This is a genomic window from Kribbella sp. NPDC048837 (assembly GCF_055586945.1).
Genome location: NZ_JBVJHF010000006.1, coordinates 548,937 through 572,875, shown reverse-complemented (window position 1 = coordinate 572,875; position 23,939 = coordinate 548,937). Strand labels below are relative to the sequence as shown.

Here is a 23,939-nt window from a genome sequence, read left to right as displayed (position 1 = left end):
CCGATGGAAACCCCGACAGGCTTCGGTTTTCCGCGTCCGGCCGCAGGCACCGCCGCGGCGGTGCCCGACGAGGCCGCGGAGCCGGTGGTGCTGGCGGACGATGCCGAGCTCGATCTCTCGGTCGACGAGGCCGTGGCCAGGGTCGAGGAGACCCTGGCCGGGATCGACGCGGAGCTGGTCGGTCTCGCCTCGGTCAAGCGCCGGGTCCGCGAGATCGCTTCGCTTCTCCTGGTCGACCGGGCGCGTGGCCAGTTCGGGCTGACGTCGTCGCGGCCGACGCTGCACATGAGCTTCACCGGCGGTCCCGGGACCGGGAAGACGACGGTGGCGCTCCGGATGGCCGCGATCCTGCACGCGCTCGGGTACATCCGCGCGCCGCGGGTGCACACGGTCACCCGGGACGATCTGGTCGGCCAGTTCATCGGCCACACCGCGCCGAAGACCAAGGAGGCGATCGCGCGGGCGGCCGGTGGGGTGCTGTTCATCGACGAGGCGTACTACCTGTTCCGGCCCGACAACGAACGCGACTACGGGCAGGAGGTGATCGAGATCCTGCTGACCGAGATGGAGAACGAGCGCGGCGACCTGGTGGTGATCTTCGCCGGCTACCCGGACCGGATGGCGACGTTCTTCTCGGCGAACCCCGGCCTGAGCTCGCGAGTGCCGCACCACATCGCCTTCGAGGACTACAGCCACGCCGAGCTGGTGCAGATCGCCGACCTGATGCTGACGTCGGAGAACTTCCGCTTCGACGACGCCGCGCACGCCGCGTTCTCGGAGTACCTGACCCGCCGGATGCGGCGGCCGCGGTTCTCCAACGCACGCAGTGTGCGCAACGCGATCGAGCGGTCCCGGCTCCGCCAGGCCCGGCGGCTGGTCGAGCTGCGCCGCCCGTTGCGCAAGGAGGATCTCGTCACGCTGACGGCCGACGACATCTACGGCAGCAGCGTGTTCCTGGCGGAGCAGGCCGAGTCTCAGTAGGCCACCGACGTGACCCTGCCCTCCACCTCGTCCCACAGCGCGTCCAGCTTCGCGCACAGCGTCCGTGCGACGTGGCCGGGAAAGCCGGTGTGGGGCAGGTGCGGGTGGGGACGCGTCGGCGCGGCGGCGACGGCTCGCGTGAACCTTTCCCGCACGCGAGCCTCGTCGTCGGAGTCGAGGTGCTCGCCGAGCATCGCGGCGAGCCGCCGCTCGGCGGCGATGGTCCGGGCGAGGTGGTTGTGGACGCCGCCCCAGACCGAGGCCCAGGGAACCTGGACGGTCTGGGCCTGGCCGTACTCCTTCGCCTTCGCCTTCACCAGCGTGTGTTCCAGGCGTCGGATCGCGTGCAGGTGGTCGCGAACCTCGGCCCGTCCGGTCGGCACGTGCTGCGCGACCGACGGCAGCAGGACCCGGGTCGTCGCGGCGGTGTGGCGGCTCGCTTGGGCGAGGAACCGGTCGGTGTTCATCCGCGCGTCACCGGGCTGGGCCGGCGCTCCGCGGTGGACGGCTGTCTGCAGCAGAGTCAGCAAGGCAGCGTGGCGTTCTTCGACTTCGCTCAAGAGGGTTCGCATCGGGGACCACCTCGCGAGTTCGGGGCTGGGAGCTCCGAGTCTCCGGGTCGATTCACAAGCGCACAAGGCTGATCTTCGGCTCACCCGCCGGCTCACCCCTGAGGGTCAGGGACGGTGCTGGACACCCGCGTAGAACTAGGTGGTGGACACCCGGATCGGCTCCTCGCGACGCGGCGCCGGCGAGCTCGAAAGCGCCGTACTCGCCGCGTTGTGGGCCGCCGACGGACCGCTGTCCCCGGTCGAGGTGCAGGCCGCGATGGCCGGCGATCTGGCCTACAACACCGTGCACACGATCCTGGTCCGGCTCGGCCGGAAGCGACTGGTCGCCCGGGTTCCCACCGGCTGCCGCGCTCGGTATCGCGCCACCAAGAACGCGGCCGAGCTGGCGGCGGAGCGGATGCATGCCGCACTGGGCTGGGGATCGGATCGGACCGAGGTGCTCCGCCGCTTCGTCGCGTCGCTGGATGCCGCCGACGCCGCCCTACTGCGAGCCCTACTCACGCGACAATGAGCCCATGGACAAGCCTGAGGTGGCGGAGTTGCTGGGGCTCGAGCCGCATCCCGAAGGTGGGTGGTACCGCGAGACGTGGCGGTCGGGCGTCGAGTTCGAGCCGGAGGGGTACGGCGGGGTCCGGGCCAGCGCGACCGCGATCTACTTCCTGCTCGGACCGGGGGAGGAGTCGCAGTGGCATCGCGTGCGGTCCGCGGAGATCTGGCTGTGGCATTCCGGCGGGCCGCTCGCGTTGCAGTACGGCGAGACGCCGGAACAAGCCGTCGTGGTCACCCTCGGGCCGGACGTGGGCGCGGGGCAGCAACCCCAGGTGGTGATCCCGGCCGGTGCCTGGCAGGCGGCGCGACCGGCCGGGGATCAGGCGGTGCTGGTGTCGTGCGTGGTGTCGCCGGGCTTCGACTTCGCCGACTTCACCATGCTCTGAATCTCCGTGCTCTGAATCTCCGTCAGGTCTGCGGTACGGCGGCGTCGCCGGTGCTCACCTCCGGGAGGTGCTCGCGGACCATGTAGCCGCCGGCGCAGGCGATCCAGACCGCGGACAGCAGCAACGGGATACCGGTCATCAAGAAGCCCCCGGCAACGAAGGAACCGTCGGTGGCGAACACGCCGAACGCGCCGGCGAACGACACCACGGCCGCCGCCAGAGCGAGGTACCCGAGCCAGTTCGGCATCACGTGGGTGCGCAGGACGCCGATGCCGGCCGCGGCCAGCGGCAGCACGGCGGCGAACCCGATCATGGTCGTCATCACCGCGGTCAGCTGGTACAGCATGACGGTGATCGCGGCGCCCCGGCCGTCGATGCTGAAGGCGGTCGCGGCGATCAGGCAGGCGTTCACGAAGATCGCGGCGCCGACCAGCACCGATCCCGCGAGGATCGCCAGGTGGACGTCACTGCGCTCGTCCCGCTCCCGGATCGCCTCGGCGAAGGCCGCCGCGAACCAGATGATCAATCCGGCCGCCGCGCTCCACATCAGCGCGGAGATCAGCATCGAGGTCCGGGTGTCGCTGAGGAAACTCGTGATCGTGCCCTCGGACTCGTCGACCGTCGGGAGATTGCCGGGCAGGAACCTGCCCAGGAGTGCCAGGACGACGAAGGCCAGTCCGGCGAAGCCGCCCCAACGCAACTCGTGTCGCTGTGTCATGGGGAAACACCTCCAGTGCGCGCACCGCGAAAGGGTGCGTCTACTGCTGATATTCCTCCGCAGACAGCGGCCGTCAAGGGGGGCCGTCCGGCGAACAGGCGCGTCGTCGGACGGCGTCCGGAACCCCTACTGGAGAACGGTTGCCAGGGCCTCGTACCCGGGCAGCAGATCGATGCCTTCGCGACCCAGCTGCTGGATCGCGACGTGGTCGGCACCCGCGTCCAGGTGCGCCTTCAGACCCTCGGCGATCTCCACGGCCGAGCCGTGCAGCACCAGCGCGTCGACCAGCCGGTCGCTACCGCCGTCGGCGATGTCGTCGTCGCCGAACCCGAGGCGCTTCAGGTTCGCGACGTAGTTGCTCAGCTGCAGGTACGACGCCAGGTAGTCGCGACCGGTCGACCGGGCGATCTCGGGGTCGGTCTCCAGCACGACCTTCTGCTCCGGTGCGAGCAGCACACCGCCGCCGAGTGTACGGCGTGCTTCGCGGGTGTGCTCGGGGGTCGTCAGGTAGGGCAGCGCGCCGGCGGTGCGGGTGCCGGCCACGTGCAGCACCTTCGGGCCGAGCGCGGCCAGCGCCCGCCGGTCGACCGGGACCTTCGCCTCGTCCAGGTCGTCGAGGTAGCGCACGATCGTCTCGTACGGCGACCGGTACTCGCCGGTGCGCTCCGGGTGACCGATGCCGACGCCGAGCAGGAACCGGCCCGGGTGCTCCTCCTCGAGCCGGTGGTACGACTCGGCCACCGCGGCCGCCGGCGTCTTCCACATGTTCACGATGCTGGTGCCGACGGCAACGGAGTTCGTTGACGCGAGCAACACCTCGGCCTCGCGCAGGTGCGCCTCCGGGGAGGCACCCAGCCACAACGTCCCGTATCCCGCCTGCTCCAGTCCGGCCGCCAGCTCCGGGCCCCAGTGCTGGGGTCCGTGCCAGACGCCGTACCGTCCCGGTTCGACCGCCACGCCGTACTCCTCTCGTCGTCGTTCTCAGGGGTGCAACTGGGAGCGGGCGGGCTCCATTCCAAGCATCCCTGACCGCCGGGAGGGTGCGTCAATGATGGTTGTCACGTCAGAGGTGAGCGGCGATCTCCGGAACCCGGCGTTGCAGGTCCTTCAGACGACGCTCGGTGCGTTCGGGTTCACCGACCGTGCCGAGATTGAGCATGCCGGGATCGCCCGCGACCTGACCGGCACGGATGACGCGCGCCGACCGCTGCGCCCGCACCGGTGCGCCCTCGAGGATCTGCAGCGGCGTGAAGACGTCACCGCCGTACGCCGCTGCCATCAGGCGTAGCCGCGCCGCCTGATAGGCCGGGTCCATCGGGATCGCGAGCGGGACCGTGTTCCACGCGGTGAACGCGATGTCGTCGAGCGGCACGCCGGGGCCGGCCATGTCCCAGTCGATCACGCCGCTGAACCCGTCCGCGGTGCCGATCCAGTTGTAGTACCCGTAGTCGTGCATGCAGATGATCTGATCGGCCGCGAGTTCACCCCTGCTGGTCCGCCACACGACCTCACCCCGCGGACGGTACGACGCGACCAGACGGTGGTACTCCGCGAGCCAGCGCATGGCATCGGCGAGCACGTCGTCCGGGACTTCGGGGCCGTACGACGTACCCGGGAGGTAGTCGAGGATCTCGCGGCCCTGGTCGTCGAATCCGTGCACCCGCGGAATGCCGGTCAGGCCGGCGTCCGCGAGGTAGTTGAGCAGGCCATGAACGGCCGGGGTCCACGGGCCGGTCGCCCGCCGGACCGTGTCGCCGACGCGGACCGCACCGCCGACGTTGCCGCCCGGGAGAGCGATCTCAGCGTCCATGTCAGAACCTTCCCTCAAACGATTGGAATGTGGGTACCGCAAGAGCGGGAATCGTGGCTTTTCAGGGCAGTGCAAGACTGGTGTAAAGACAGACGTGGAGATTGCGTCAAGATTGCGCAAAGCCTGCGGGGCAAGGGATTCCGGTGCAAACGTCACGGGCTGCCACCGCGTCTTATACGAGTGTAACCGAACCGCCGGGCAACAGTTCTGCGAGTCGTACAACGATGAGACCATCCGGTCGAGTGGTATGAACCTCGCGGGCTTACACTCGGCAGCGACCTGGCATCACCCCTCACGCCGGGCCGCGGACACAACGACGTGGGCCGCACACCTGGATCGGGAAAGAAGGGCGAGCTGTGAAGGTCGGAGTTCCGAAGGAAGTCAAGAACCACGAGTACCGGGTGGCGATCACCCCGTCCGGCGTGCACGAATTCGCACGCAACGGGCACGAGGTTCTGATCGAGCAAGGGGCGGGGAGCGGTTCGCTGATCCCCGATGACGAGTTCGTCGCGGCGGGGGCGCGGATCCTTCCGACGGCCGACGACGTCTGGGCAGAAGCCGAGCTGGTGCTCAAGGTGAAGGAGCCGGTGGCCGAGGAGTACCACCGGATGCGCAAGGACCAGGTGCTGTTCACCTACCTGCACCTCGCCGCCAGCCGTGAGTGCACCGACGCACTGATGACAGCGGGCGTCACCGGCATCGCCTACGAGACGGTCCAGCTTCCGGACGGATCGCTGCCGTTGCTGGCGCCGATGAGCGAGGTGGCCGGCCGGCTCGCGCCGCAGTCCGGTGCGTATCACCTGATGGCGGGCGGTGGCGGTCGCGGCGTGCTGCTCGGCGGCGTGTCCGGCGTGCACCCGGCCCGCGTCGTGATCATCGGAGCGGGCGTCTCGGGGATGAACGCGGCCGCGATCGCGCTCGGCATGCAGGCGCAGGTCCAGTTGTTCGACCGCAACATCGCCCGGCTGCGCGAGGCCGACCGGATCTACCAGGGTCATCTGCTGACGATCGCCGCGAACTCGTACGAGATCGAGCGCGCGGTGCTCGAGGCGGACCTGGTCATCGGCGCGGTGCTGGTCCCGGGCGCGAAGGCGCCGAAGCTGGTCAGCAACGACCTGGTGCGGCGGATGAAGCCGGGCAGCGTGCTCGTCGACATCGCCATCGACCAGGGCGGCTGCTTCGAGGACTCGCATCCGACCACACACGCCGACCCGGTGTACACGGTCCACAACTCGCTGTTCTACTGCGTCGCGAACATGCCCGGCGCGGTGCCGAACACCTCGACGTACGCACTCACCAACGTGACGCTGCCGTACGCGATCGAGCTGGCGAACCTGGGCTGGCGCGAGGCGCTGAAGCAGGACCACAGCCTGGCGCTGGGCCTGAACACCTTCGACGGGCACGTCACCTACGGCCCGATCGCCGAGGCGCACGACCTGTCCCAGCTGAAGCTCGACGAGGTCCTGGTCTGAGCATCACCCGGGCGGTCAGCGCGTACCTGGACCACCTGACGGTGGAGCGCGGCCTGGCCGCGAACACCTTGGCGTCGTACCGGCGTGATCTGCGCCGGTACGGCGACTACCTCGCGGCCGCCGGGATCGACGACCTCGGCCGGGTCACGGAGGCCGTGGTCAGTGACTTCCTGATGCGGTTGCGGGAGGGCGACGCCGATCATCCACCGCTGACCGCGTCGAGCGCGGGGCGCACGGTGGTCGCCGTCCGCGGCTTCCACAAGTTCTGTCTGCGGGAGGGACTGACCGCGGTGGACCCGGCCGCCGCGGTGAAACCGCCGGCGCCGCCACAACGGTTGCCGAAGGCACTGTCCGTGGACGAGGTGACCAGGATCCTGGCCGCCGCCGCGGGTGCCGAGGCCGAGCCCGCGGTCCTCGCCACGCGCGACGCCGCCCTTCTCGAGTTCCTGTACGGAACCGGTGCCCGGATCTCCGAGGCCGTCGGGCTGGACGTGGACGACATCGACCTCGAAACGGGTGCGGTCCTCCTCCGCGGCAAGGGCAGCAAGGAGCGGGTGGTCCCGGTCGGGTCCTACGCCCGCGAGGCGTTGTCGGCGTACCAGGTCCGTGGCCGCCCGGACCTGGTGTCCCGCGGCCGGGGCACCCATGCCCTCTTCCTGAACGCCCGCGGCGGGCGGCTCTCCCGCCAGAGCGCCTGGACGGTACTGCGCCGAGCCGCAGAGCGCGCCGGGATCGCGAAAGAGATCTCCCCGCACACCCTCCGCCACTCCTTCGCGACCCACCTCCTCGACGGCGGCGCCGACGTCCGAGTAGTCCAAGAACTCCTCGGCCACGCCTCCGTCACCACCACCCAGGTCTACACCCTCATCACCGTCGACAAACTCCGCGAGGTCTACGCAACCTCCCACCCCCGCGCCCTCTCCACCTGACCGACCTCCAGCTGGGCCTTGCCGAGTACGGTCGTCGCCGTGCTGGCCGGCGTACTCGGGCATCTGGTGCCGGCGTGGTCACTGGCCGTGCTGGCGTGGCTGGTGCCGGCCTGGTTCGCGTCGTACGAGCGGTTCGGATCGCGTGGTGAAACGAGAGCCCCCGGTGTCGGATGAACTAGGACGGTGTGCGATCATCTGGTTACGGTTGGTCACCCGGATGGGGTGATCGGCTGTGTCCGGAGCTTTGTCGACAAACCACCCCACCCCGGTGCGGAGTGGCTGGTTGAGAGTGCTTGAATGCACGCTTACAGTCGCTGGGATCGCCCGTATCGGTTGAAAGGTTTGACGAGTCATGAACGAGTCGACATTCCCGGGCACCGAGCAGTTCCCGTCGCCGAGTCAGCCGATCGCGCCGACGGTCTCCCAGCCGGTTGCCGTGCCGCAGCCGCAGCGGAACCTGACCCCACCCGACAACTATGCGGAGATGCCGAGGCCGACGGCCAAGCTCACCGCGGAGGACATCGCACCTGTGAATGACCCGCACGGTCCGAGGAACAAGATCGGACCGACCGGCCGGCCGCTGCCGGACCTGCCGGAGCCGAAGGCGCCGACCCGGACCGGCCCGGCGCAGGTGATCGCGATGTGCAACCAGAAGGGTGGCGTCGGCAAGACCACGACCACGATCAACCTCGGCGCGGCGATCGCCGAGACCGGCCGCAAGGTGCTGCTGATCGACTTCGATCCGCAGGGCTCGGCCTCGATCGGGCTCGGCGTGCAGCCGCACGACCTGGAGCTGTCGGTCTACAACCTGCTGATGCAGCGCGACATCACCCCCGACGAGGTGATCCGGCCGACCCGGGTGGAGAACCTCGACCTGCTGCCGGCCAACATCGACCTGTCCGCGGCCGAGGTGCAGCTGGTCCAGGAGGTCGCCCGCGAGTACACCCTGCAGCGGGTGCTCGAGCCGATCATCCCGAACTACGACGTGATCCTGATCGACTGCGCCCCGTCGCTCGGTCTGCTCACCGTGAACGCGCTGACCGCGTCGAACGGCATCGTGGTACCGCTGGAGTGTGAGTTCTTCGCGCTCCGCGGACTCGCCATGCTGACCGACACGATCGGCAAGGTGCAGGACCGGCTGAACCCGAAGCTGGAGATCGTCGGGATCCTCGGCACCATGTTCGACGGCCGGACCACGCATGCGCGCGAGGTGCTCGACCGCGTCGTCCAGGCGTTCGACGAACGCGTTTTCCACACCGTCATCCGGCGTACCGTCAAGTTCCCCGAGACCACGGTCGTCGGCGAGCCCATCACGACGTACGCCCCGTCCTCGTCCGCGGCGCACCAGTACCGCGATCTTGCCAAGGAGGTGCTGGCGCGTTGTCCCGCCGGGTGAGCCTGCCAGGTGCCAGTGAACTCTTCGGGGGTGCGGCACCGAAGCAGACCAGACCCGAGAAGCGCACCACCACTGACGGACCGCCGGCCGCCTCCGTGCGGTCCCGCACGGCCGTCGCCGACGACCGGAAGTCGAGTGGTCGGATCCGCCACGACACGAAGATCACCGTGTACGTGACGGAGGAGGAGCTACTCGGCTTGGAACAGACCAGACTCGCGCTCCGGGCCGAGCACGGGTTGATGGCCGACCGCGGCCGGATCGTCCGCGAGGCGATCGACGTGCTGCTGGCCGACTTCGTCGACCACGGGCCGGACTCGGTGCTGGTACGGCGGCTCAAGGCCTCGGAGTGACCGTGTCGGACTCGCTACCCTTGGACCTGTCCTCGGGGGATGCTCCTGCTGTTGCCGAGGGCAAGGGTTTCAGCGTCCACCTGGTCAACTTCGAGGGGCCGTTCGACCTGCTGCTGCAGCTGATCAGCAAGCACAAGCTCGACATCACCGAGATCGCCCTCTCGGTGATCACCGACGACTTCATCGCGCACATCAAGGCGCTCGGGTCGGAGTGGGACCTGGACCAGACGTCGGAGTTCCTGCTGATCGCGGCGACGCTGCTCGACCTGAAGGCGGCGCGGCTGCTGCCCAAGGGCGAGGTCGAGGACGACGAGGACCTGGCGCTGCTGGAGGCGCGGGACCTGTTGTTCGCACGGTTGTTGCAGTACCGGGCGTTCAAGCAGATCGCGGCGCTGATGCAGGAGCGGATGGCGCAGGAGGCGCGGCGGTTCCCGCGGGCGGTCGGGATGGAGCCGCGGTTCGCCGAGCTGCTGCCGGAGGTGCTGCTCGGGATCGACCCGGCCGGGCTCGCCGCGCTGGCCGCCCGCGCGCTGGCGCCGAAGACCGACGTACCCGAAGGTGTGTCGCTGGCCCACCTGCACGCGCCGGCCGTCACGGTCCGCGAGCAGGCGGTCGTGATCGTCGACCGGCTGCGGCGGCAGCGCAGTACGACCTTCCGCGCGCTGGTGTCCGATTCCCCCGACACCGTCACGACGGTCTGCCGCTTCCTCGCCCTCCTGGAACTCTTCCGCGAGGCCGCCGTCACCTTCGACCAGGTGACGCCCCTGGGCGAACTCACCATCCGCTGGACCGGCTCCGACGAGGGCGAGATCGACGTCTCCGACGAGTTCGACGAGGAAACCAAACCCGAGCCCGAAGAGGGCGAGGCCCCCGAGGTCTCCGACGACACCTCCTTCCTCGAACCCGGCACCCCCCACACCGAAGAAGACACCCCCCAGCCGCCCCACAACCCCAACGAGACGGCAATCCAGTGACCGACCCCACCACCCCGGCCCCCGCGGACACACCCCCGGACGCTGCGACCACCGCCGCGTCCGACGCCGCCTCCACCGAAGCCGAGTCCGCGGCCGACAGCACATCCGGCGACTCCGGGGACCACGCCAACGCACCCACGGACGCTGCGACCACCCCAGCCCCGTCCGAAGCCGACCGCTCGGATCTGAACCCCGAGGCCGGTGCGCCTGACCAGGCTGACCCGTCCGCCGAGGCCGCCGACGTGGTGACCACGGCACCTGCTGACGAGCTGGCCGACGCACCGGAGCACGGCGTACTGGGTGAAGACGCGGCGGACGACCTCGCACCGGAGTCCGGCGTACAGGCGAACGACGTACGCGTGACCGACGTACTGGAGGATGAGGACCACCTTCCGCCTGGGCAGACTGAGGTGCCTGTGACGGATGAGGTGGTGATTGACGACGACACCATGCGCCGGGCGCTCGAGGCGATCCTGATGGTGACGGATGAGCCGCTCCCGGTGCTGACGCTGGCGCGCGCGGTCGGACGGCCGACGGGTGATGTGACGGCGGCGCTGGGCACGTTGGCGGAGGAGTACACCGAGCAGGGCCGCGGGTTCGACCTCCGCGAGATCGGCGGCGGCTGGCGCTACTACACCCGCGTCGAAGCAGCGCCGTACGTCGAGCGCTTCGTCCTCGACGGCCAGCAAGCACGCCTCACCCAAGCCGCCCTGGAAACCCTCGCCGTCGTCGCGTACAAGCAGCCGGTCAGCCGCGCCCGCGTCTCTGCCATCCGCGGCGTGAACGTCGACGGCGTCATGCGTACGCTCGTCGCCCGCGGTCTCGTCGAGGAAGCCGGCGCGGACACCGAGTCCCAGGCGACGCTCTACCGCACCACGTCGTACTTCCTGGAACGCATGGGCATGCAGTCCCTCGACGACCTCCCCGAGCTGGCCCCCTACCTCCCCGACATGGACGACATCGAGGACGAACTGGCCGCCCAAACCCTCCCACCCACCCCACCCACCGAAGCCGACTCCGGTACGCCGTCCCCCGCCGAAGCCGCCGCGGACCAGCCAGGTACGCCGCCCGCCGACGAGGCTGACGCGGACGAGCCGGGTACGCCGCCCGCCGACGAAGCCGACGCCGACGAGCTGAGCATTCCGACCACCGGCGCAGGCGAGGTCGACGAAGCTCTCGCGGACGACGCGGATGACGCGGACGACGCGGATGACGCGGATGACGCGGATGACGCGGATGACGCGGATGACGCGGATGACGCGGATGACGCGGATGACCTGGACGCCGGTGAGTCGGCTGACGTGGCCGTCGAGCAGGAGGCTGACGAGGGCGAGCCCGCCGACCCGGAGTCGGCGGACGACGCCGCGGACCTCGGGGAGGACCCGGTGGACGACTCTGGACTGGTGGGGGCGGATGCTGGGGTTGATGGGGAACTGAGCTCCCGGGAGGGGGTGCGGGATGGGGGATGAGACGGGCATTCGGTTGCAGAAGGTTCTGGCTCAGGCCGGCGTGGCCAGTCGGCGGAATGCCGAGTTGCTGATCGAGCAGGGGCGGGTCGAGGTCGACGGGGCCGTGGTGACCGAGTTCGGGGTGCGGGTCGACCCGGAGGTCTCGGTCATCCGGGTGGACGGCGAGCGGATCCCCCCGGTCAGCGCCCACGTCTACCTCGTGCTGAACAAACCCCGCGGCGTGGTGACGACGATGGCCGACCCCCAGGGCCGCCCGTGTATCGCCGACTACGTGCAGGACCGCCCCGAGCGCCTCTTCCACATCGGCCGCCTCGACACCGACACCGAGGGCCTGCTGCTGCTCACCAACCACGGTGAGTTCGCGCACCGGCTCGCGCACCCGTCGTACGAGGTCTCCAAGACGTACGTCGCCGAAGTCGAAGGCAACGTCAAGCCGGGAGTCCTGCGCAGACTGCTCGACGGCGTGGAGCTCGACGACGGCCCCGCGCAGGCGGACACCGTGAAGGTCATCTCCAGCGTCCGCGGCCGGACCCTCATCCAGATCACTCTGCACGAGGGCCGCAACCGCATCGTCCGCCGCATGTTCGACGCGATCGGTCACCCGGTCAAGCGCCTGACCCGCACCGCCATCGGCCCGGTCCGCCGGGGCAACCTCCACACCGGCGAGCTCCGCGTCCTCGACCCCAAGGAACTCGGCCAGCTCCTCGACCTCGTCGACCTGTAAACGGACCCCCGCGACTCACCAACGTCGCTCACGGCAGCGACGCCCACCGCCCCTGATCGGTGTTTGGTGAGTGCGGGAGGTCCGGCCCCAGCTCTCACGCCCGCAGATCGGCCTCTTCCGGTACGACGATCTGGTCGACCATGTGCTGGATCTGGGCGGCGGGCAGTGCGACCGCGATCGCCCAGAAGTAGATCACCAGGCTGAAGACCGCGACGGCGACGATGTCCCACCACAGCGGGAACCACGGGTGCTTCAACGGCCCGAAGTCACTCAGGAAGACGATCAGCCCCATCCCGACCAGGTACACCGGCAGCCACTGCGCCGCCCGCAGGTCGAGCTGCGGTGTGATCGGGTTGAGCTTGAACACCCGGTTGCCGATCAGGATCACGTACCCGATCAGGATCGCGATCCCGAGCTTCCAGTCCGTCGTCCACCCGGACCACAGGATCAGCAGGTTCGCGACGACGAAAGCCAGCGGCGACAGCCAGCTCGCCTGCGGCAGCCGGTACGGGCGTTGTGCATCGGGCAGCCGGCTCCGGAACACGCCCAGCGACAGCGGCGCACCGGCGTACATCAGGACGCTCGCACTGGTGATCAGCCCGACCAGCGATCGCCAGCTCGGGAACGGCAGGAAGCAGACGCACCCGATCACGAAGGCGGCGATCAGCCCGACCCACGGCACCCCACGCCGGTTCGTCCGCTCGAAGACCGACGGCACGTAGCCGTTGCGGCTGAGGCCGTACGACACGCGGGAGCTGCCCGTGATGTAGATCAGGCCCGTGCCACCCGGAGAGATGATGGCGTCGAGGTAGAGGATCCAGGCCAGCCAACCCAGACTGAGCAGCGACGCGAGCTGCGCGAACGGGCCGGTCAGCGCGCCGAAGGCCGCGGTGGCCCAGGTGCCCTTGATCTGGTCCGCGGGCAGCGCCGCGATGAACACGATCTGCAGCAGGATGTAGATGACGGCACCGATCACGATCGAGCCGATCACCGCCCGCGGAATGTCCCGCCGCGGGTTGCTGCTCTCGCCGGCGAGCTGGTCGGCCTGTTCGAATCCGAGCAGCGCGAAGATGATGCCGCTGGTCGAGACCGCCGACAGGATGCCCTTGGCGCCGTACGGGTTGAATCCGTCCGCGGCGGTGAAGTTACTGCCGTGGAACTGGGCGATCGCGAGCACGAAGATGGTCAGCAGCGGGATGCCGACCTTCCACCACGTCGCCGCACTGTTGGTCCGGGCCAGCAGCCGGATGCTGAGGAAGTTGATCGCGGTGATCGCCGCCATCAGCAGGATCGCCACGACGATCCCGGACGCGGTCAGGATGTGCTGCCCGTTCTTGGTCTTGAGCCAGCCGCTCGCGAACGAGTAGTGCTGCCCGTAGGTGATCATCGCCAGCACCTCGATCGGCGCCACCGTTGCCGCCTGCAGCCAGGAGAACCAGCCGAAGGAAGCACCGGCCGCGCCGCCGAAGGCGTAGTGCGGGAACCGGGCCGTACCGCCGGAGACCGGGTACATGCCGCCGAGCTCGGCGTGCACGAGTGCCAGGATCAGGATCGCCGCGCCGCCGATGACCCAGGAGATGATCGCCGCCGGGCCCGCCGTGATCAGGGCGCCTTGCGCGCCGAACAACCAGCCGGAGCCGATGATCGATCCCTCCGACGCCCAGATCAGGCCGACGAAGCCGATGTCCCGCTTGAGGCCCGGCCGGCTCTGCCGGGCGGCGGGTGTTGCCGCAGAAATGGCCATGGGAGCACGATGACCCGCCCCGGACCGGTGCGGCAGTAACGCTGTCTGCAGTCCCGGACCCCCTGCTAGCCGGTACGGCGGGTTGCCGCTGGCGGCCACCGTGGATGGATGCCAGCGGCGACGATTTCCCGTCGCGCAGATCGCATCCTGACGGGAGAACCTGCGGCGAGCCGAAGGACCCATGATGCGAACACCCGCGATGCGAACACCACTGAAGGCCGTGGCGCTGACCACGGCGCTGCTGGCCGGGCTAGTTGCCTGCGGCAATAACAACAATTCGTCGACGGGCGGCAGCAGCGCTCCGCCGGCCAACACCAAGGTCGGCATCCTGCTGCCCGACACGGCCTCCTCGCCGCGCTGGGTCTCCGCCGATCCCAACGAGTTGCGCAAGCAATGCGCGGACAACAAGCTCACCTGCTACATCGACAACGCGAACGCCAGCGCGACCACGCAAGAGGCGCAGGCGCAGGCGTTGATCAACCAAGGCGTCGGCGTCCTCCTGGTGACGAACCTCGACTCGGGGTCCGGCAAGGCGATCGAGTCCCTCGCCAAGCAGCACAACGTGGTGACGATCGACTACGACCGCCTGACCACGGGCGGCACGGCCGAGTACTACGTCTCGTACGACAACGTGAAGGTCGGCGAGGACCAGGGCACCGCCCTGACTCAGTGCCCGCAGGTGCAGGGCAAGACCACGGTCGGGTACGTCGATATCGACGGGGCACCGACCGACAACAACGCCACGTTGTTCGCCCAGGGCTACAACTCGGTGCTGTCGAAGCAACCGGGCTGGACGAAGCTCGCCGAGCAGACCGGCAACTGGGACCCGGCGACCGCGCAGACCGTGTTCACCACGATGCTGGGCCGGCACCCGAATCTCGGCGCGGTGATGGTTGCCAACGACACCATGGCGCAGTCCGTGATCAACGTGCTGAAATCACAGGGCCTGGCCGGCAAGGTCGCGGTGTCCGGGCAGGACGCCACCGCCGGCGGCCTCGACAACGTGATGGCCGGCACCCAGTGCTTCACCATCTACAAGCCCGTCGCGGGTGAGGCCGACGTCGCGATCAAGCTGGCGGGCCAGATCCTGGCCGGTCAGAAGCCGACCGCTCCGGCGATGACCAAGGACCCGACGAACGGTCGCGAGGTCCCGTCGTACCTGGCCGACCCGACCGTGATCACCAAGAAGAACGTCGCTCTGCCGGTCACGGACGGCTATGAGACCGCCACCTCGGTCTGCCCGACGCCCGCGCTCGTGAAAGTCTGCGCGGCCAACGGAATCCACACCCCGTGACGACCCTCGAACTGCGCGGCGTCGGCAAGTCCTTCGGCCCGGTCATGGCGTTGTCGGCCGTGGACTTCGACGCCGCCGCAGGGGAGGTGACCGCCCTGGTCGGCGACAACGGCGCCGGCAAGTCGACGCTGGTCAAGTGCATCGGCGGCATCCACCGCATCGACGCGGGCGAGATCCGCATCGACGGTACGCCGCAGCACCTGCACGAACCGCGGGACGCCGCGCAGCTCGGCATCGAGATCGTCCACCAGGACCTGGCGCTCTGTGACAATCTCGATGTCGTCGGCAACATGTTCCTCGGCCGCGAGAAGATCACCCGGCTGCACACGCTCGACGAGAACGCGATGGAGCAGCTGGCCCAGCAGACCCTGGCCTCGCTGTCGGTCCGGACGGTTCGCTCGGTCCGGCAGCGGGTGGCCAGCCTGTCGGGTGGTCAGCGGCAGACGGTCGCGATCGCCAAGTCGGTGCTGTGGAGCTCGAAGATCGTCATCCTCGACGAGCCGACCGCGGCGCTCGGCGTGGCCCAGACCGAACAGGTCCTCGACCTGGTCCGCCGGCTGGCCGATCGCGGAGTCGCCGTTGTCCTGGTGTCGCACAACATGAACGACGTCCTGAAGGTGGCCGACTCGATCGCGGTCCTCTTCCTGGGCCGGATGGCCGCGCAGGTACGGCGTACCGCCGTGAACCAGACCCAGGTCGTCGAGCTGATCACCACCGGCCGGTCGGGCGATCTCGGGTTGCCCGCGGCCGAGTCGATGGGAGCGACCACATGAACGCCCAGGTCGTCGAGGCCGAGGCACCGGAACGCAAGCCGGTCAAGGGGCCGAGCGCGCTGAGCACCTACGTCCGGGACTATCTGGCCCGCTTGCGAGGTGGTGAGCTCGGGTCGGCTCCGGCCGTGGTGGGCCTGGTGGTCATCACCGCCTTCTTCGCGATCGTGCATCAGGGCTTCCTCAGCGCCTACAACCTGGAGGCTCTCGTCATCCAGGCCGCGCCGATCATCGTGATGGCGATGGGGCTGATCTTCGTTCTGCTGCTGGGCGAGATCGATCTGTCGGCGGGGACCACCGGCGGTCTGTGTTCGGCGATCATGGCGGTGCTGATGCTGCGGCACGGTGCCCCGTGGTGGCTCGGAGTCCTCGCGGGCCTCGCGGCCGGGCTGGTGATCGGGTTTGTGATGGGCTGGCTTCGCGCCCGGGCCGGTATCCCGTCGTTCGTGATCACGCTGGCGACGTTCCTGGCGTTCCAGGGTGCGACGCTGATCCTGGTCGGCGGTCAGGGGTCGGTGATCCTGCCCGGCGGCTCGCCGATCATCGCGTTGGAGAACAGCTTCCTGCCGTTGTGGCTGGGCTGGACGCTGCTCGGGGTGTTCGTCGCCGGCTACGCCGCGATCAAACTGGCCGACGCGCGCGGACGGCGCCGTACCGGGCTTGCCGCCACGCCCGTTGCGGTGATCGCGGCCAAGGTGGTCGTGGTCGCCGTGCTCGGCAGTGCGTTCACCTACGAGATGGGGATCAACCGCAACCTGATCACGAACGCGTTCTTCAGCAACAAGGCGCAGGGCGAACCGTGGGTGGTCGTCCTGCTCGTGCTGCTGTTCGTGGTCTGGCACTTCACCCTCAGCCGCACCCGTTACGGCCGGCGTGTGTACGCCGTCGGCGGCAACGAGGAGGCCTCCCGGCGGGCCGGTGTGGCCGTGTCCCAGATCCGGATCTCCGTGTTCGTGATCTGCTCCGGCATGGCCGCGGTCTCCGGCGTGGTCGCCGCGTCGCTGCTGCAGTCGGTGCAGTCGAACGCCGGCGCCGGCAACACGCTGCTGCTGGCCGTCGGCGCGGCAGTCATCGGTGGTACGTCGTTGTTCGGCGGCCGGGGGCGGATGATCGACGCCGTTCTCGGCGGTCTGGTGGTTGCCGTGATCATCAACGGGATGAGCGACCTGATCCAGGGCGCGAACTCGTCGGGCTACGAGTGGGTCGTCACCGGCGCGGTGCTGCTGCTCGCGGCCGGGTTCGACGCGGTCGTCCGCCGCGGCCGCACCGGGTAGGTACTTCCGGGTCGATCAGTTGCCGCCGGCATCGTTCAGCAACCGCTGGATGGCGCCGGCGGACAGCCCTGACTTGGCCACGAACCCGATCGCCGGGCTCGCCGCGATCAGGTCGGCGTAGTCCTGCTCGGCGTGCGCGGAGATCAGGATCATCGGCGGAGCCGAGCCGGCCGACCGCAGCCGCGCGACCAGGTCGAGACCGCTCTCCCCGCCGAGATCGATGTCGACCAGGACGACGTCGGGCCGCAGCCGCTCGACCAGGTCGGTGGCTTCGGCTGACGTTGTCGCCGTACCGACGACGGCGACACCCTCGCGCACGAGCAGCCCGCGCGCCGCATCCAGGAAGCGCCGGCTGTCGTCGACGATCAGGCACCGCACCATGCGACCAGCATCGCAGTGCCGAGCAGGGGCCGGCATTCCTGCTGCCTGCACAATGGTGCTCACGTCACCGGTAGAGACACAGACAGCGTTGTCCCTTGTCCCACAGGGCTTTCGACCACGAGCGTTCCCCCGAGAGCCTGGATGCGGTCGTCGAGTCCGATCAGTCCGGAGCCCTTGGCCGGGTCCGCGCCGCCGGAGCCGTCGTCGCAGACGGACAACCGCAGCCGGCCGTCCTCGAGGTACGCGTCGACCGACGCGAAGGACGCGTCCGCGTGTTTGGCGGCGTTCGTGAGTGCCTCGGAGACGACGTAGTACGCCGCCGCTTCGATCGGAGCCGGGAGCCGGTCCGTGAAGGCGACCTCCACCTCGACCGGGAGTTTCGACCTCCGCGCGAGCATCCGGACCGCCGGACCGATGCCGCCCTGGGACAGGATCGCCGGATGGATGCCGCGGGCAATCTCTCGCAGCTCGTCCAGTGTGGCCGACAACCCGTCCGCTACCTCGTCGAGTTGCGGCTGCGGATCCGGGCTGTCCGCCTGGATCGCCCGTACGTCCAGAGTCAACGAGACCAGGCGTTGCTGGATGCCGTCGTGCAGGTCCCGCTCGATCCGCCGCCTGGTCTCGTCCGCTGCCCTGACGATGCGCGCCCGGGACGCGGCCAGATCGGCCGTCGCCTCACCCAGTGAGTCGGCCATCGTGTTGAACGTGCGCTCCAGGGTGCGGATCTCGCCGACCCCCGTCTCAGGCACGCGTACGTCGAGGTCGCCGGCGGCCAGGTGGTCCGCCATCTGCGCGGTCACCAGGACCGGCCGGACGATCGCCCGGGTGAGGTAGATGGTGAAGCCGAGGACGAGGACCACAGACCCGACGAGGCCGGCCGCGGCAGCCAGGACGGCCCGGCCGGCGATCGCGTCCGAGTGCGTCTGCTCGGCCGCCGACGCCTGCTGCTCCGCGCTGATCAATTGGTCGAGGACCGACCTGATCGCGACAACCCGGCTGGTGCCCTCGGCAATGACAGCCTCGGTCCGGCCCGAGTTCGGGTCCCGTCGGGCCGCCTCGACCTGCGGCACCGAGTAGTCGCGCAGGTACGAGGTCACATTCTGGCTGACGTCCTCGGCGCGGGTGAGCTGACCCGGGCTGCCCGCCACCAGCTGATCCAGCGCCGCGGTCTCCGCCGGCAACTGCGCCTGGGCCGACTCCCAGGGCTTCAGGAACCTGTCCTGGCCCGTGATGAGGAAGTCGCGCTGTCCGGACGCGAGGTCGGCCACCGACCGCTCCACCTGATGGGCGCTGGTGAGCACCGCGGCCGAGTGCCTGGCCTGCTGCTCCGACCCCCGGAGGTCCTGGATCGAGAAGAGCAGTACGGCGAACCCGGCGCCGACCAGCAGCATCAGCAGCCCGCTGGCGATGGCGACCCGGCGGGCGACCCCGCCGCTCACGCCGACCCGCGGTGGGTGCCGCCCAGATAGGTCAGGACGGCGAGGACGCGGCGGTGGTCGTCGTCGGCCTCGGGCAGGTTGAGCTTGGTGAGGATGCTGCGGACATGCTTCTCGACCGTCCCCTCGGTGACCCACAGCCGGCGGGCGACACCGGCGTTCGAACGGCCTTCCGCGACGAGCGCCAGTACCTCCCGTTCGCGGTCGCTGAGCGCGGCGAGCGGGTCGTGCCGGTGCCGGGTGTCGACGAGCTCCTGCACCACGGCGGGATCGACCACGGACCCGCCGCGGGCGACCCGCCGCAGGCTCTCGAGGAACTCCTCGACGTCCGTCACCCGGCTCTTGAGCAGGTAGCCCACGCCGTGACCGGCGGCCATCAACTGGATCGCGTGCTCGACCTCCACATGCGCCGAGAGCAGCAGCACCGCGGTCTCGGGGTGCTCACGGCGGATCACGTCGGCCGCGTCCAGCCCCTCCGTCGAGTGCACGGGCGGCATCCGGATGTCGACGATGACGAGGTCAGGCGCCTGACTCCGGACCACGGCCAGCAGCTCCGGTCCGTCACCGGCCTGACCGACCACCACGAACCCGGAGCGCTCGAGCAGGCTGGCCAGCCCCTCGCGCAGGAGTACGTCGTCATCCGCGATCGCCACTCGGGTCTGCCCCATGGTTGATACCTCCACCGGCCAGTGTTACACCCGAAAATCAGGAACAAAGACGGCCCTGCTCACTCGCCGTAGAGCTTCGGGGCCTCCGGGGTGTCGCCGTAGAAGCGGAAGTACGTCTTGTCGGAGAAGGCCGCGAACTCGGTGCCGACCTTGCCCAGGCCGTTGATGACCGTGGCGGCCCCGTTGGCGTGGCCGACGGCGTACAGGTAGGCGGTCCGGGTGTCCTTGTCGATGCCCAGCAGCAGAGTGCTCTGGTTGCCGCACCGCTCCGCGATCAGCGTCTCGAAGCCCTGCCAGGTGGCGGTGCGGACCTTCTTCACCGTCGGAGCGCCGGTCAGCGGGATCCGGATCGTGTAGAGCGCTCCACCGCGCGAGGTGGCGAGGAAGGTGTCGTACGTCCGGGTCTGGCTGATCAGCGTCATCGTCCTCACTGCCGAGTACCCCTGGTACGCCGCTTTGCTCCGCCACACGCGCCCGTCCACGGTCCACCGCCAGATGACCCCGCCCCGCAAGGCGTAGGTGTTGGTCCGCGAGTACGTGGCGTCGGAGTACCGCGACTCCTCGAAGTAGATGTACTCAGGAGTCCAGCCGCCGCCGACCTTCCACCTCTTGACCGAGTCCGGATCGAGCTGCCCGGTGGTCTGGTCGACGACGTAGTCGAACCCGTAGAGGTCGTTGACGATGGTCGCGTACCCGCTGCGCTCCAGACCGGACGGCGGATCCAGTCGCTGCCCGACCGCACTGGCGAGCCGGACCTGGTCGACCGGGAACAGCCCCGCCGGTCCGACCGCCGGCTTGGTCGTCGTCACCGGCGAGGTCGCGGTGATCCGCTGGAACTTGTGCTCGCCCGCGGTCGTCACAGCCCCGAGGGTGAGTCCACAGATCGCGCTCGCCCGGCCCGCGCCGGCCTGCGCCGATCCGGGCGTCAGTACGGCCGCCAGCACCGCGGTGCCGAGCAGCGCCGCCGTGGTCCGCATCTTGTTCATCCGGCCTCCAAAACGACGTTGTAGTCATCGGGCACGATGCCGCCGGGGGCGGAAAAGTTAGGCGCGCGTTGACATCAAAGGGGTAACACCGCGAAAGGACGCGCCTGAGACATGGCCCGGTTGTCGGACCGGCGCCGTAGTGTGGGTGATGTGAACCGGCGAATCTTCGGTCTGGAGAACGAGTACGGCGTCACCTGTACGTTTCGCGGTCAGCGCCGACTGACCCCCGACGAGGTGGCGCGGTACCTGTTTCGGCGGGTCGTGTCCTGGGGGCGGAGCAGCAACGTCTTCCTCCGCAACGGGGCCCGGCTCTACCTCGACGTGGGCTCCCACCCGGAGTACGCGACCGGGGAGTGCGACTCGGTCACCGACCTGATCGCGCACGACAAGGCCGGTGAGCGGATCCTCGAGGGTCTGCTGGTCGACGCGCAGAAGCGGCTGCACGACGAGGGCATCTTCGGCGACGTCTACCTGTTCAAGAACAACACCGACTCGGCCGGCAACAGCTACGGCTGCCACGAGAACTACCTGGTCAGCCGGCACGGCGACTTCGCCAAGCTGGCCGACGTGCTGATCCCGTTCCTGGTCACCCGGCAGCTGATCTGCGGCGCCGGCAAGGTGCTGCAGACGCCGCGCGGCGCGGTCTACTCGGTGTCGCAGCGGGCCGAGCACATCTGGGAGGGCGTGTCCAGCGCGACCACCCGGTCCCGGCCGATCATCAACACCCGCGACGAGCCGCACGCGGACGCCGAGCGGTTCCGCCGGCTGCACGTGATCGTCGGCGACTCGAACATGTCCGAGACCACCATGCTGCTCAAGGTGGCCAGCACCGACCTGGTGCTGCGGATGATCGAGGCCGGCATCGTGATGCGCGACCTGACCTTGGACAACCCGATCCGGGCGATCCGCGAGATCAGCCACGACATGACCGGCCGCCGCGAGGTCCGCCTGGCGAACGGCCGCGAGGCCAGCGCCCTCGACATCCAGGGTGAGTATCTGACCAAGGCGCGCGATTTCGTCGACCGCCGCGAGCTGGGCACCCCGGCCGTCGAGCGGGCGCTGTCGCTGTGGGAGCGGACGCTGAAGGCGATCGAGTCCGGCGACCTGTCCGGGATCGAGCGCGAGATCGACTGGGTGATCAAGTACCGGCTGATCGAGCGCTACCGCCAGCAGAACAACCTCGGCCTGGCCAGCCCGCGGGTCGCGCAGCTCGACCTGGCCTACCACGACATCCACCGCCCCCGCGGTCTGTACTACCTGCTCGAGCGCCGGGGTGCCGTCACCCGGGTGGTCGACGACCTGCGCGTCTTCGAGGCCAAGTCGGTCCCGCCGCAGACGACCCGGGCCCGGCTGCGCGGTGAGTTCATCAAGCGCGCGCAGGAGCGCCGCCGCGACTTCACCGTCGACTGGGTCCACCTGAAGCTCAACGACCAGGCCCAGCGGACCGTCCTGTGCAAGGACCCGTTCAAGTCCCACGACGAGCGCGTCGAGAAGCTCATCGCGAGCATGTAAAAGCTTGAGAGCTGTGGTGGGGAGCCACGACGAGTTCGTCGAGAAGCTCATCGCGAGCATGTAGAAGCTTGAGAGCTGTGGTGGGGAGCCACGACGAGTTCGTCGAGAAGCTCATCGCGAGTATGTAGATCCTGGCTAAATGGAGTGCCGGTCTGACTGCCAGTCCGTAGAAACGGGGACATGGCGATCATCGAGGTCAGGCCGGTCACCCGGGCCGAGACCAAGGAGTACCTGCGCGTCCTGCCGTACGTGAACGGCTTCCCCCAGGAGGAGCCCGAACCGTCGGCCTGGTACGCCGGTCGTGCCGCCTGGCCCCCGCAGATCCCGGCGACCGAGGACCAGCTCGACCGGTCCGTCGAGAAGGCGCAGAGCGACTGGTTCCGCCCCCAGGCGGCCTTCGTGGACGGCAAGATCGCCGGCGGTTCGGCGATCGTGTCGGTCGAGGTCACGCTTCCCGGTGGGCGGCAGATGCCGCTCGGCGGAGTCACGGCCACCGCGGTGTTGCCGACGTACCGGCGGCGAGGGTTGTTGCGGAAGATCATGACCGCGATGCTCGACGACTGCCGGCAGCGCGGTGAGTTCCTGGCCGGGCTGAGTGCGAGCGAGGGCACGATCTACGGGCGGTACGGGTTCTCGCCGGCGACGTTCCAGCACCGGTGGGAGGCCCGCCGTACCGACGCTGTGTTCCGTACGGACTTCAGTGACCCCGGATCACTCGAGCTGGTCGACGGAGTGGTCGCGGCGAGCGTGTGGCCGGTGTTGCACGAGCAGGTGCGTGCTGTGCGGGTGGGGGAGATCAGTGCGCTTCCGGGGAAGTGGGACGGGCTCGGCACGGCCGGACTGCCCGCGGACGGTTCCGGACCGGCGCATCACCTGGTGCACCGCAACGCTGACGGCGATGTCGATGGTGCGGCGCTGTTCCGGTTGCCATGGTCGCCGGATCCTAAGCACGCCGGCGTACTGCAGGTGGAAGCGTTTGAAGCGCTCACCCACGATGCCTACCGGGCGCTGTGGGGCTTGCTGCTCGACTTCGACCTCACCAAGCGGGTGGTTGCGGCCCGGCGGCCGGTTGACGAGCCGTTGCGGTGGATGCTGACGAATCCACGGGTGCTGAAGCTCACCCGGACGCGTGACAACCTCTGGCTGCGGATGCTCGACGTACGCGCGGCTTTGGAAGCACGCACGTACGCCGCGAGCGGATCGGTGGTGCTGGATGTGTCGGACGACCTGTGCGACTGGAACACCGGGCGGTGGCGGTTGGACACATCGCCCGACGGAGCGAGCTGTACGCCGTGTGATGGGTCCGCCGACCTCAGTCTGAGCGTGAACGAGCTGGGTTCGCTGTATCTGGGCGGAGTCGGTGCGACTGTACTGGGCCACGCGGGACGGATCACCGAGCACACCGCCGGCGCGTTGTCGCTGATGGATGCGGTGTTCCGGCAGGACCGTGCGCCGCACAACGCTGTCGGGTTCTAGGGCGGGTGACTGTACGTGGTGTGATCCAACGGTGACGCGGCCGGGCGATGGCGCGGTTGGTGACGCAG

The 23,939-nt window shown here is 69.2% G+C and carries 25 protein-coding genes; 16 read left to right on the top strand and 9 right to left on the bottom strand.

Annotated features, from left to right (window positions below; translation table 11 throughout):
- Window positions 1-3: 3 nt before the first annotated feature.
- Window positions 4-981, top strand: a complete 978-nt coding sequence (locus ACZ6O0_RS29315; protein WP_465768214.1) for an AAA family ATPase — start codon at window positions 4-6, stop codon at window positions 979-981.
- Here the strand turns inward: ACZ6O0_RS29315 and ACZ6O0_RS29310 are convergent.
- The gene (locus ACZ6O0_RS29310) at window positions 975-1,553 is read right to left on the bottom strand and encodes a hypothetical protein (RefSeq protein ID WP_465768213.1); all 579 of its coding nucleotides are present in this window, start codon (window positions 1,551-1,553) and stop codon (window positions 975-977) included. The two genes, ACZ6O0_RS29315 and ACZ6O0_RS29310, sit on opposite strands and share 7 nt — an antisense overlap.
- A gap of 142 nt (window positions 1,554-1,695) precedes the next feature.
- On the opposite strand from ACZ6O0_RS29310, the gene ACZ6O0_RS29305 reads away from it, so the two are divergent.
- Together ACZ6O0_RS29305 and ACZ6O0_RS29300 are read left to right on the top strand one after the other, a co-directional pair.
- Window positions 1,696-2,064, top strand: a complete 369-nt coding sequence (locus tag ACZ6O0_RS29305; protein ID WP_465768212.1) for a BlaI/MecI/CopY family transcriptional regulator — start codon at window positions 1,696-1,698, stop codon at window positions 2,062-2,064.
- A gap of 4 nt (window positions 2,065-2,068) precedes the next feature.
- Window positions 2,069-2,488: a cupin domain-containing protein gene (locus ACZ6O0_RS29300; protein WP_465768211.1), complete on the top strand. Its 420-nt coding sequence runs from the start codon at window positions 2,069-2,071 to the stop codon at window positions 2,486-2,488.
- A gap of 22 nt (window positions 2,489-2,510) precedes the next feature.
- On the opposite strand, the gene ACZ6O0_RS29295 is transcribed toward ACZ6O0_RS29300, so the two are convergent.
- The 3 genes from ACZ6O0_RS29295 to ACZ6O0_RS29285 all read right to left on the bottom strand — a co-directional run bounded on the left by ACZ6O0_RS29295 (window position 2,511) and on the right by ACZ6O0_RS29285 (window position 5,016).
- On the bottom strand, window positions 2,511-3,206 hold the full coding sequence (locus ACZ6O0_RS29295; RefSeq protein WP_465768210.1) for a hypothetical protein: 696 nt from the start codon (window positions 3,204-3,206) through the stop codon (window positions 2,511-2,513).
- Between the two features lie 126 nt (window positions 3,207-3,332).
- Entirely contained in the window at window positions 3,333-4,163 is an 831-nt protein-coding gene (locus ACZ6O0_RS29290; RefSeq protein ID WP_465768209.1) for an LLM class F420-dependent oxidoreductase, read from the bottom strand.
- A gap of 106 nt (window positions 4,164-4,269) precedes the next feature.
- A complete protein-coding gene (locus ACZ6O0_RS29285) occupies window positions 4,270-5,016 on the bottom strand; it encodes a phosphotransferase (protein ID WP_465768208.1) in 747 nt (248 codons plus the stop codon).
- Between the two features lie 356 nt (window positions 5,017-5,372).
- Here ACZ6O0_RS29285 and ald point away from each other — a divergent pair, with 356 nt between their 5' ends.
- The 8 genes from ald to ACZ6O0_RS29245 all read left to right on the top strand — a co-directional run bounded on the left by ald (window position 5,373) and on the right by ACZ6O0_RS29245 (window position 12,330).
- A complete protein-coding gene (gene ald, locus ACZ6O0_RS29280) occupies window positions 5,373-6,488 on the top strand; it encodes an alanine dehydrogenase (RefSeq protein ID WP_465768207.1) in 1,116 nt (371 codons plus the stop codon).
- Window positions 6,485-7,417: a site-specific tyrosine recombinase XerD gene (gene xerD / locus ACZ6O0_RS29275; protein WP_465768292.1), complete on the top strand. Its 933-nt coding sequence runs from the start codon at window positions 6,485-6,487 to the stop codon at window positions 7,415-7,417. The genes ald and xerD overlap by 4 nt, the downstream gene beginning before the upstream one ends.
- Before the next feature lie 18 nt (window positions 7,418-7,435).
- Window positions 7,436-7,591 carry a hypothetical protein gene (locus tag ACZ6O0_RS29270; RefSeq protein WP_465768206.1) on the top strand — a complete coding sequence of 52 codons (156 nt, stop codon included), beginning with the start codon at window positions 7,436-7,438 and terminating at the stop codon, window positions 7,589-7,591.
- Window positions 7,592-7,769: 178 nt separating this feature from the next.
- Complete coding sequence (locus ACZ6O0_RS29265; protein WP_465768205.1) at window positions 7,770-8,813, top strand: ParA family protein; 1,044 nt, start codon at window positions 7,770-7,772, stop codon at window positions 8,811-8,813.
- Window positions 8,798-9,163, top strand: coding sequence for a hypothetical protein (locus ACZ6O0_RS29260; protein WP_465768204.1), 366 nt, complete (start codon window positions 8,798-8,800; stop codon window positions 9,161-9,163). The genes ACZ6O0_RS29265 and ACZ6O0_RS29260 overlap by 16 nt, the downstream gene beginning before the upstream one ends.
- Before the next feature lie 2 nt (window positions 9,164-9,165).
- Window positions 9,166-10,137, top strand: coding sequence for a segregation and condensation protein A (locus ACZ6O0_RS29255; protein WP_465768203.1), 972 nt, complete (start codon window positions 9,166-9,168; stop codon window positions 10,135-10,137).
- Entirely contained in the window at window positions 10,134-11,606 is a 1,473-nt protein-coding gene (scpB, locus tag ACZ6O0_RS29250; protein WP_465768202.1) for an SMC-Scp complex subunit ScpB, read from the top strand. Before ACZ6O0_RS29255 ends, scpB begins: the two co-directional genes overlap by 4 nt.
- On the top strand, window positions 11,596-12,330 hold the full coding sequence (locus ACZ6O0_RS29245) for a pseudouridine synthase (RefSeq protein ID WP_465768201.1): 735 nt from the start codon (window positions 11,596-11,598) through the stop codon (window positions 12,328-12,330). Before scpB ends, ACZ6O0_RS29245 begins: the two co-directional genes overlap by 11 nt.
- 94 nt (window positions 12,331-12,424) lie before the next feature.
- On the opposite strand, the gene ACZ6O0_RS29240 is transcribed toward ACZ6O0_RS29245, so the two are convergent.
- Window positions 12,425-14,074, bottom strand: coding sequence for an APC family permease (locus ACZ6O0_RS29240; protein WP_465768200.1), 1,650 nt, complete (start codon window positions 14,072-14,074; stop codon window positions 12,425-12,427).
- Window positions 14,075-14,273: 199 nt separating this feature from the next.
- Between ACZ6O0_RS29240 and ACZ6O0_RS29235 the strand changes: the two genes are divergently transcribed.
- From ACZ6O0_RS29235 to ACZ6O0_RS29225, 3 genes are read left to right on the top strand one after another with little or no spacing between them, the layout of a single operon-like run.
- Window positions 14,274-15,368: a sugar ABC transporter substrate-binding protein gene (locus tag ACZ6O0_RS29235; RefSeq protein ID WP_465768199.1), complete on the top strand. Its 1,095-nt coding sequence runs from the start codon at window positions 14,274-14,276 to the stop codon at window positions 15,366-15,368.
- Window positions 15,365-16,141 carry an ATP-binding cassette domain-containing protein gene (locus tag ACZ6O0_RS29230; protein ID WP_465768198.1) on the top strand — a complete coding sequence of 259 codons (777 nt, stop codon included), beginning with the start codon at window positions 15,365-15,367 and terminating at the stop codon, window positions 16,139-16,141. The genes ACZ6O0_RS29235 and ACZ6O0_RS29230 overlap by 4 nt, the downstream gene beginning before the upstream one ends.
- Window positions 16,138-17,412, top strand: coding sequence for a sugar ABC transporter permease (locus ACZ6O0_RS29225; RefSeq protein WP_465768197.1), 1,275 nt, complete (start codon window positions 16,138-16,140; stop codon window positions 17,410-17,412). The genes ACZ6O0_RS29230 and ACZ6O0_RS29225 overlap by 4 nt, the downstream gene beginning before the upstream one ends.
- Before the next feature lie 15 nt (window positions 17,413-17,427).
- Here the strand turns inward: ACZ6O0_RS29225 and ACZ6O0_RS29220 are convergent, their stop codons facing one another.
- The 4 genes from ACZ6O0_RS29220 to ACZ6O0_RS29205 are packed head-to-tail and all read right to left on the bottom strand — an operon-like array spanning window position 17,428 to window position 20,883.
- Window positions 17,428-17,793, bottom strand: a complete 366-nt coding sequence (locus ACZ6O0_RS29220) for a response regulator transcription factor (RefSeq protein ID WP_465768196.1) — start codon at window positions 17,791-17,793, stop codon at window positions 17,428-17,430.
- Window positions 17,794-17,852: 59 nt separating this feature from the next.
- Window positions 17,853-19,232, bottom strand: a complete 1,380-nt coding sequence (locus tag ACZ6O0_RS29215; protein WP_465768195.1) for a sensor histidine kinase — start codon at window positions 19,230-19,232, stop codon at window positions 17,853-17,855.
- Window positions 19,229-19,897 (bottom strand): response regulator transcription factor, encoded by a 669-nt coding sequence (locus ACZ6O0_RS29210; protein WP_465768194.1) that lies wholly within the window; start codon window positions 19,895-19,897, stop codon window positions 19,229-19,231. Before ACZ6O0_RS29210 ends, ACZ6O0_RS29215 begins: the two co-directional genes overlap by 4 nt.
- 59 nt (window positions 19,898-19,956) lie before the next feature.
- A complete protein-coding gene (locus ACZ6O0_RS29205) occupies window positions 19,957-20,883 on the bottom strand; it encodes a hypothetical protein (protein ID WP_465768193.1) in 927 nt (308 codons plus the stop codon).
- Between the two features lie 150 nt (window positions 20,884-21,033).
- On the opposite strand from ACZ6O0_RS29205, the gene pafA reads away from it, so the two are divergent.
- Complete coding sequence (gene pafA / locus ACZ6O0_RS29200; protein WP_360368367.1) at window positions 21,034-22,395, top strand: Pup--protein ligase; 1,362 nt, start codon at window positions 21,034-21,036, stop codon at window positions 22,393-22,395.
- A gap of 180 nt (window positions 22,396-22,575) precedes the next feature.
- Window positions 22,576-23,871 carry a GNAT family N-acetyltransferase gene (locus ACZ6O0_RS29195; protein WP_465768192.1) on the top strand — a complete coding sequence of 432 codons (1,296 nt, stop codon included), beginning with the start codon at window positions 22,576-22,578 and terminating at the stop codon, window positions 23,869-23,871.
- The last annotated feature ends 68 nt before the right edge of the window (window positions 23,872-23,939 follow it).

Bases quoted from the DNA above. Each gene is read 5' to 3' on its own strand.
- ACZ6O0_RS29295 (WP_465768210.1), bottom strand. From the start codon at position 3,206: ATGACACAGCGACACGAGTTGCGTTGGGGCGGCTTCGCCGGACTGGCC.
- ACZ6O0_RS29245 (WP_465768201.1), top strand. From the start codon at position 11,596: ATGGGGGATGAGACGGGCATTCGGTTGCAGAAGGTTCTGGCTCAGGCC.
- ACZ6O0_RS29225 (WP_465768197.1), top strand. From the start codon at position 16,138: ATGAACGCCCAGGTCGTCGAGGCCGAGGCACCGGAACGCAAGCCGGTC.
- ACZ6O0_RS29300 (WP_465768211.1), top strand. From the start codon at position 2,069: ATGGACAAGCCTGAGGTGGCGGAGTTGCTGGGGCTCGAGCCGCATCCC.
- ACZ6O0_RS29220 (WP_465768196.1), bottom strand. From the start codon at position 17,793: ATGGTGCGGTGCCTGATCGTCGACGACAGCCGGCGCTTCCTGGATGCG.
- ACZ6O0_RS29195 (WP_465768192.1), top strand. From the start codon at position 22,576: ATGGCGATCATCGAGGTCAGGCCGGTCACCCGGGCCGAGACCAAGGAG.
- ACZ6O0_RS29210 (WP_465768194.1), bottom strand. From the start codon at position 19,897: ATGGGGCAGACCCGAGTGGCGATCGCGGATGACGACGTACTCCTGCGC.
- ACZ6O0_RS29240 (WP_465768200.1), bottom strand. From the start codon at position 14,074: ATGGCCATTTCTGCGGCAACACCCGCCGCCCGGCAGAGCCGGCCGGGC.
- ACZ6O0_RS29285 (WP_465768208.1), bottom strand. From the start codon at position 5,016: ATGGACGCTGAGATCGCTCTCCCGGGCGGCAACGTCGGCGGTGCGGTC.
- ACZ6O0_RS29265 (WP_465768205.1), top strand. From the start codon at position 7,770: ATGAACGAGTCGACATTCCCGGGCACCGAGCAGTTCCCGTCGCCGAGT.
- ACZ6O0_RS29315 (WP_465768214.1), top strand. From the start codon at position 4: ATGGAAACCCCGACAGGCTTCGGTTTTCCGCGTCCGGCCGCAGGCACC.
- ACZ6O0_RS29205 (WP_465768193.1), bottom strand. From the start codon at position 20,883: ATGAACAAGATGCGGACCACGGCGGCGCTGCTCGGCACCGCGGTGCTG.
- ACZ6O0_RS29310 (WP_465768213.1), bottom strand. From the start codon at position 1,553: ATGCGAACCCTCTTGAGCGAAGTCGAAGAACGCCACGCTGCCTTGCTG.
- ACZ6O0_RS29235 (WP_465768199.1), top strand. From the start codon at position 14,274: ATGCGAACACCACTGAAGGCCGTGGCGCTGACCACGGCGCTGCTGGCC.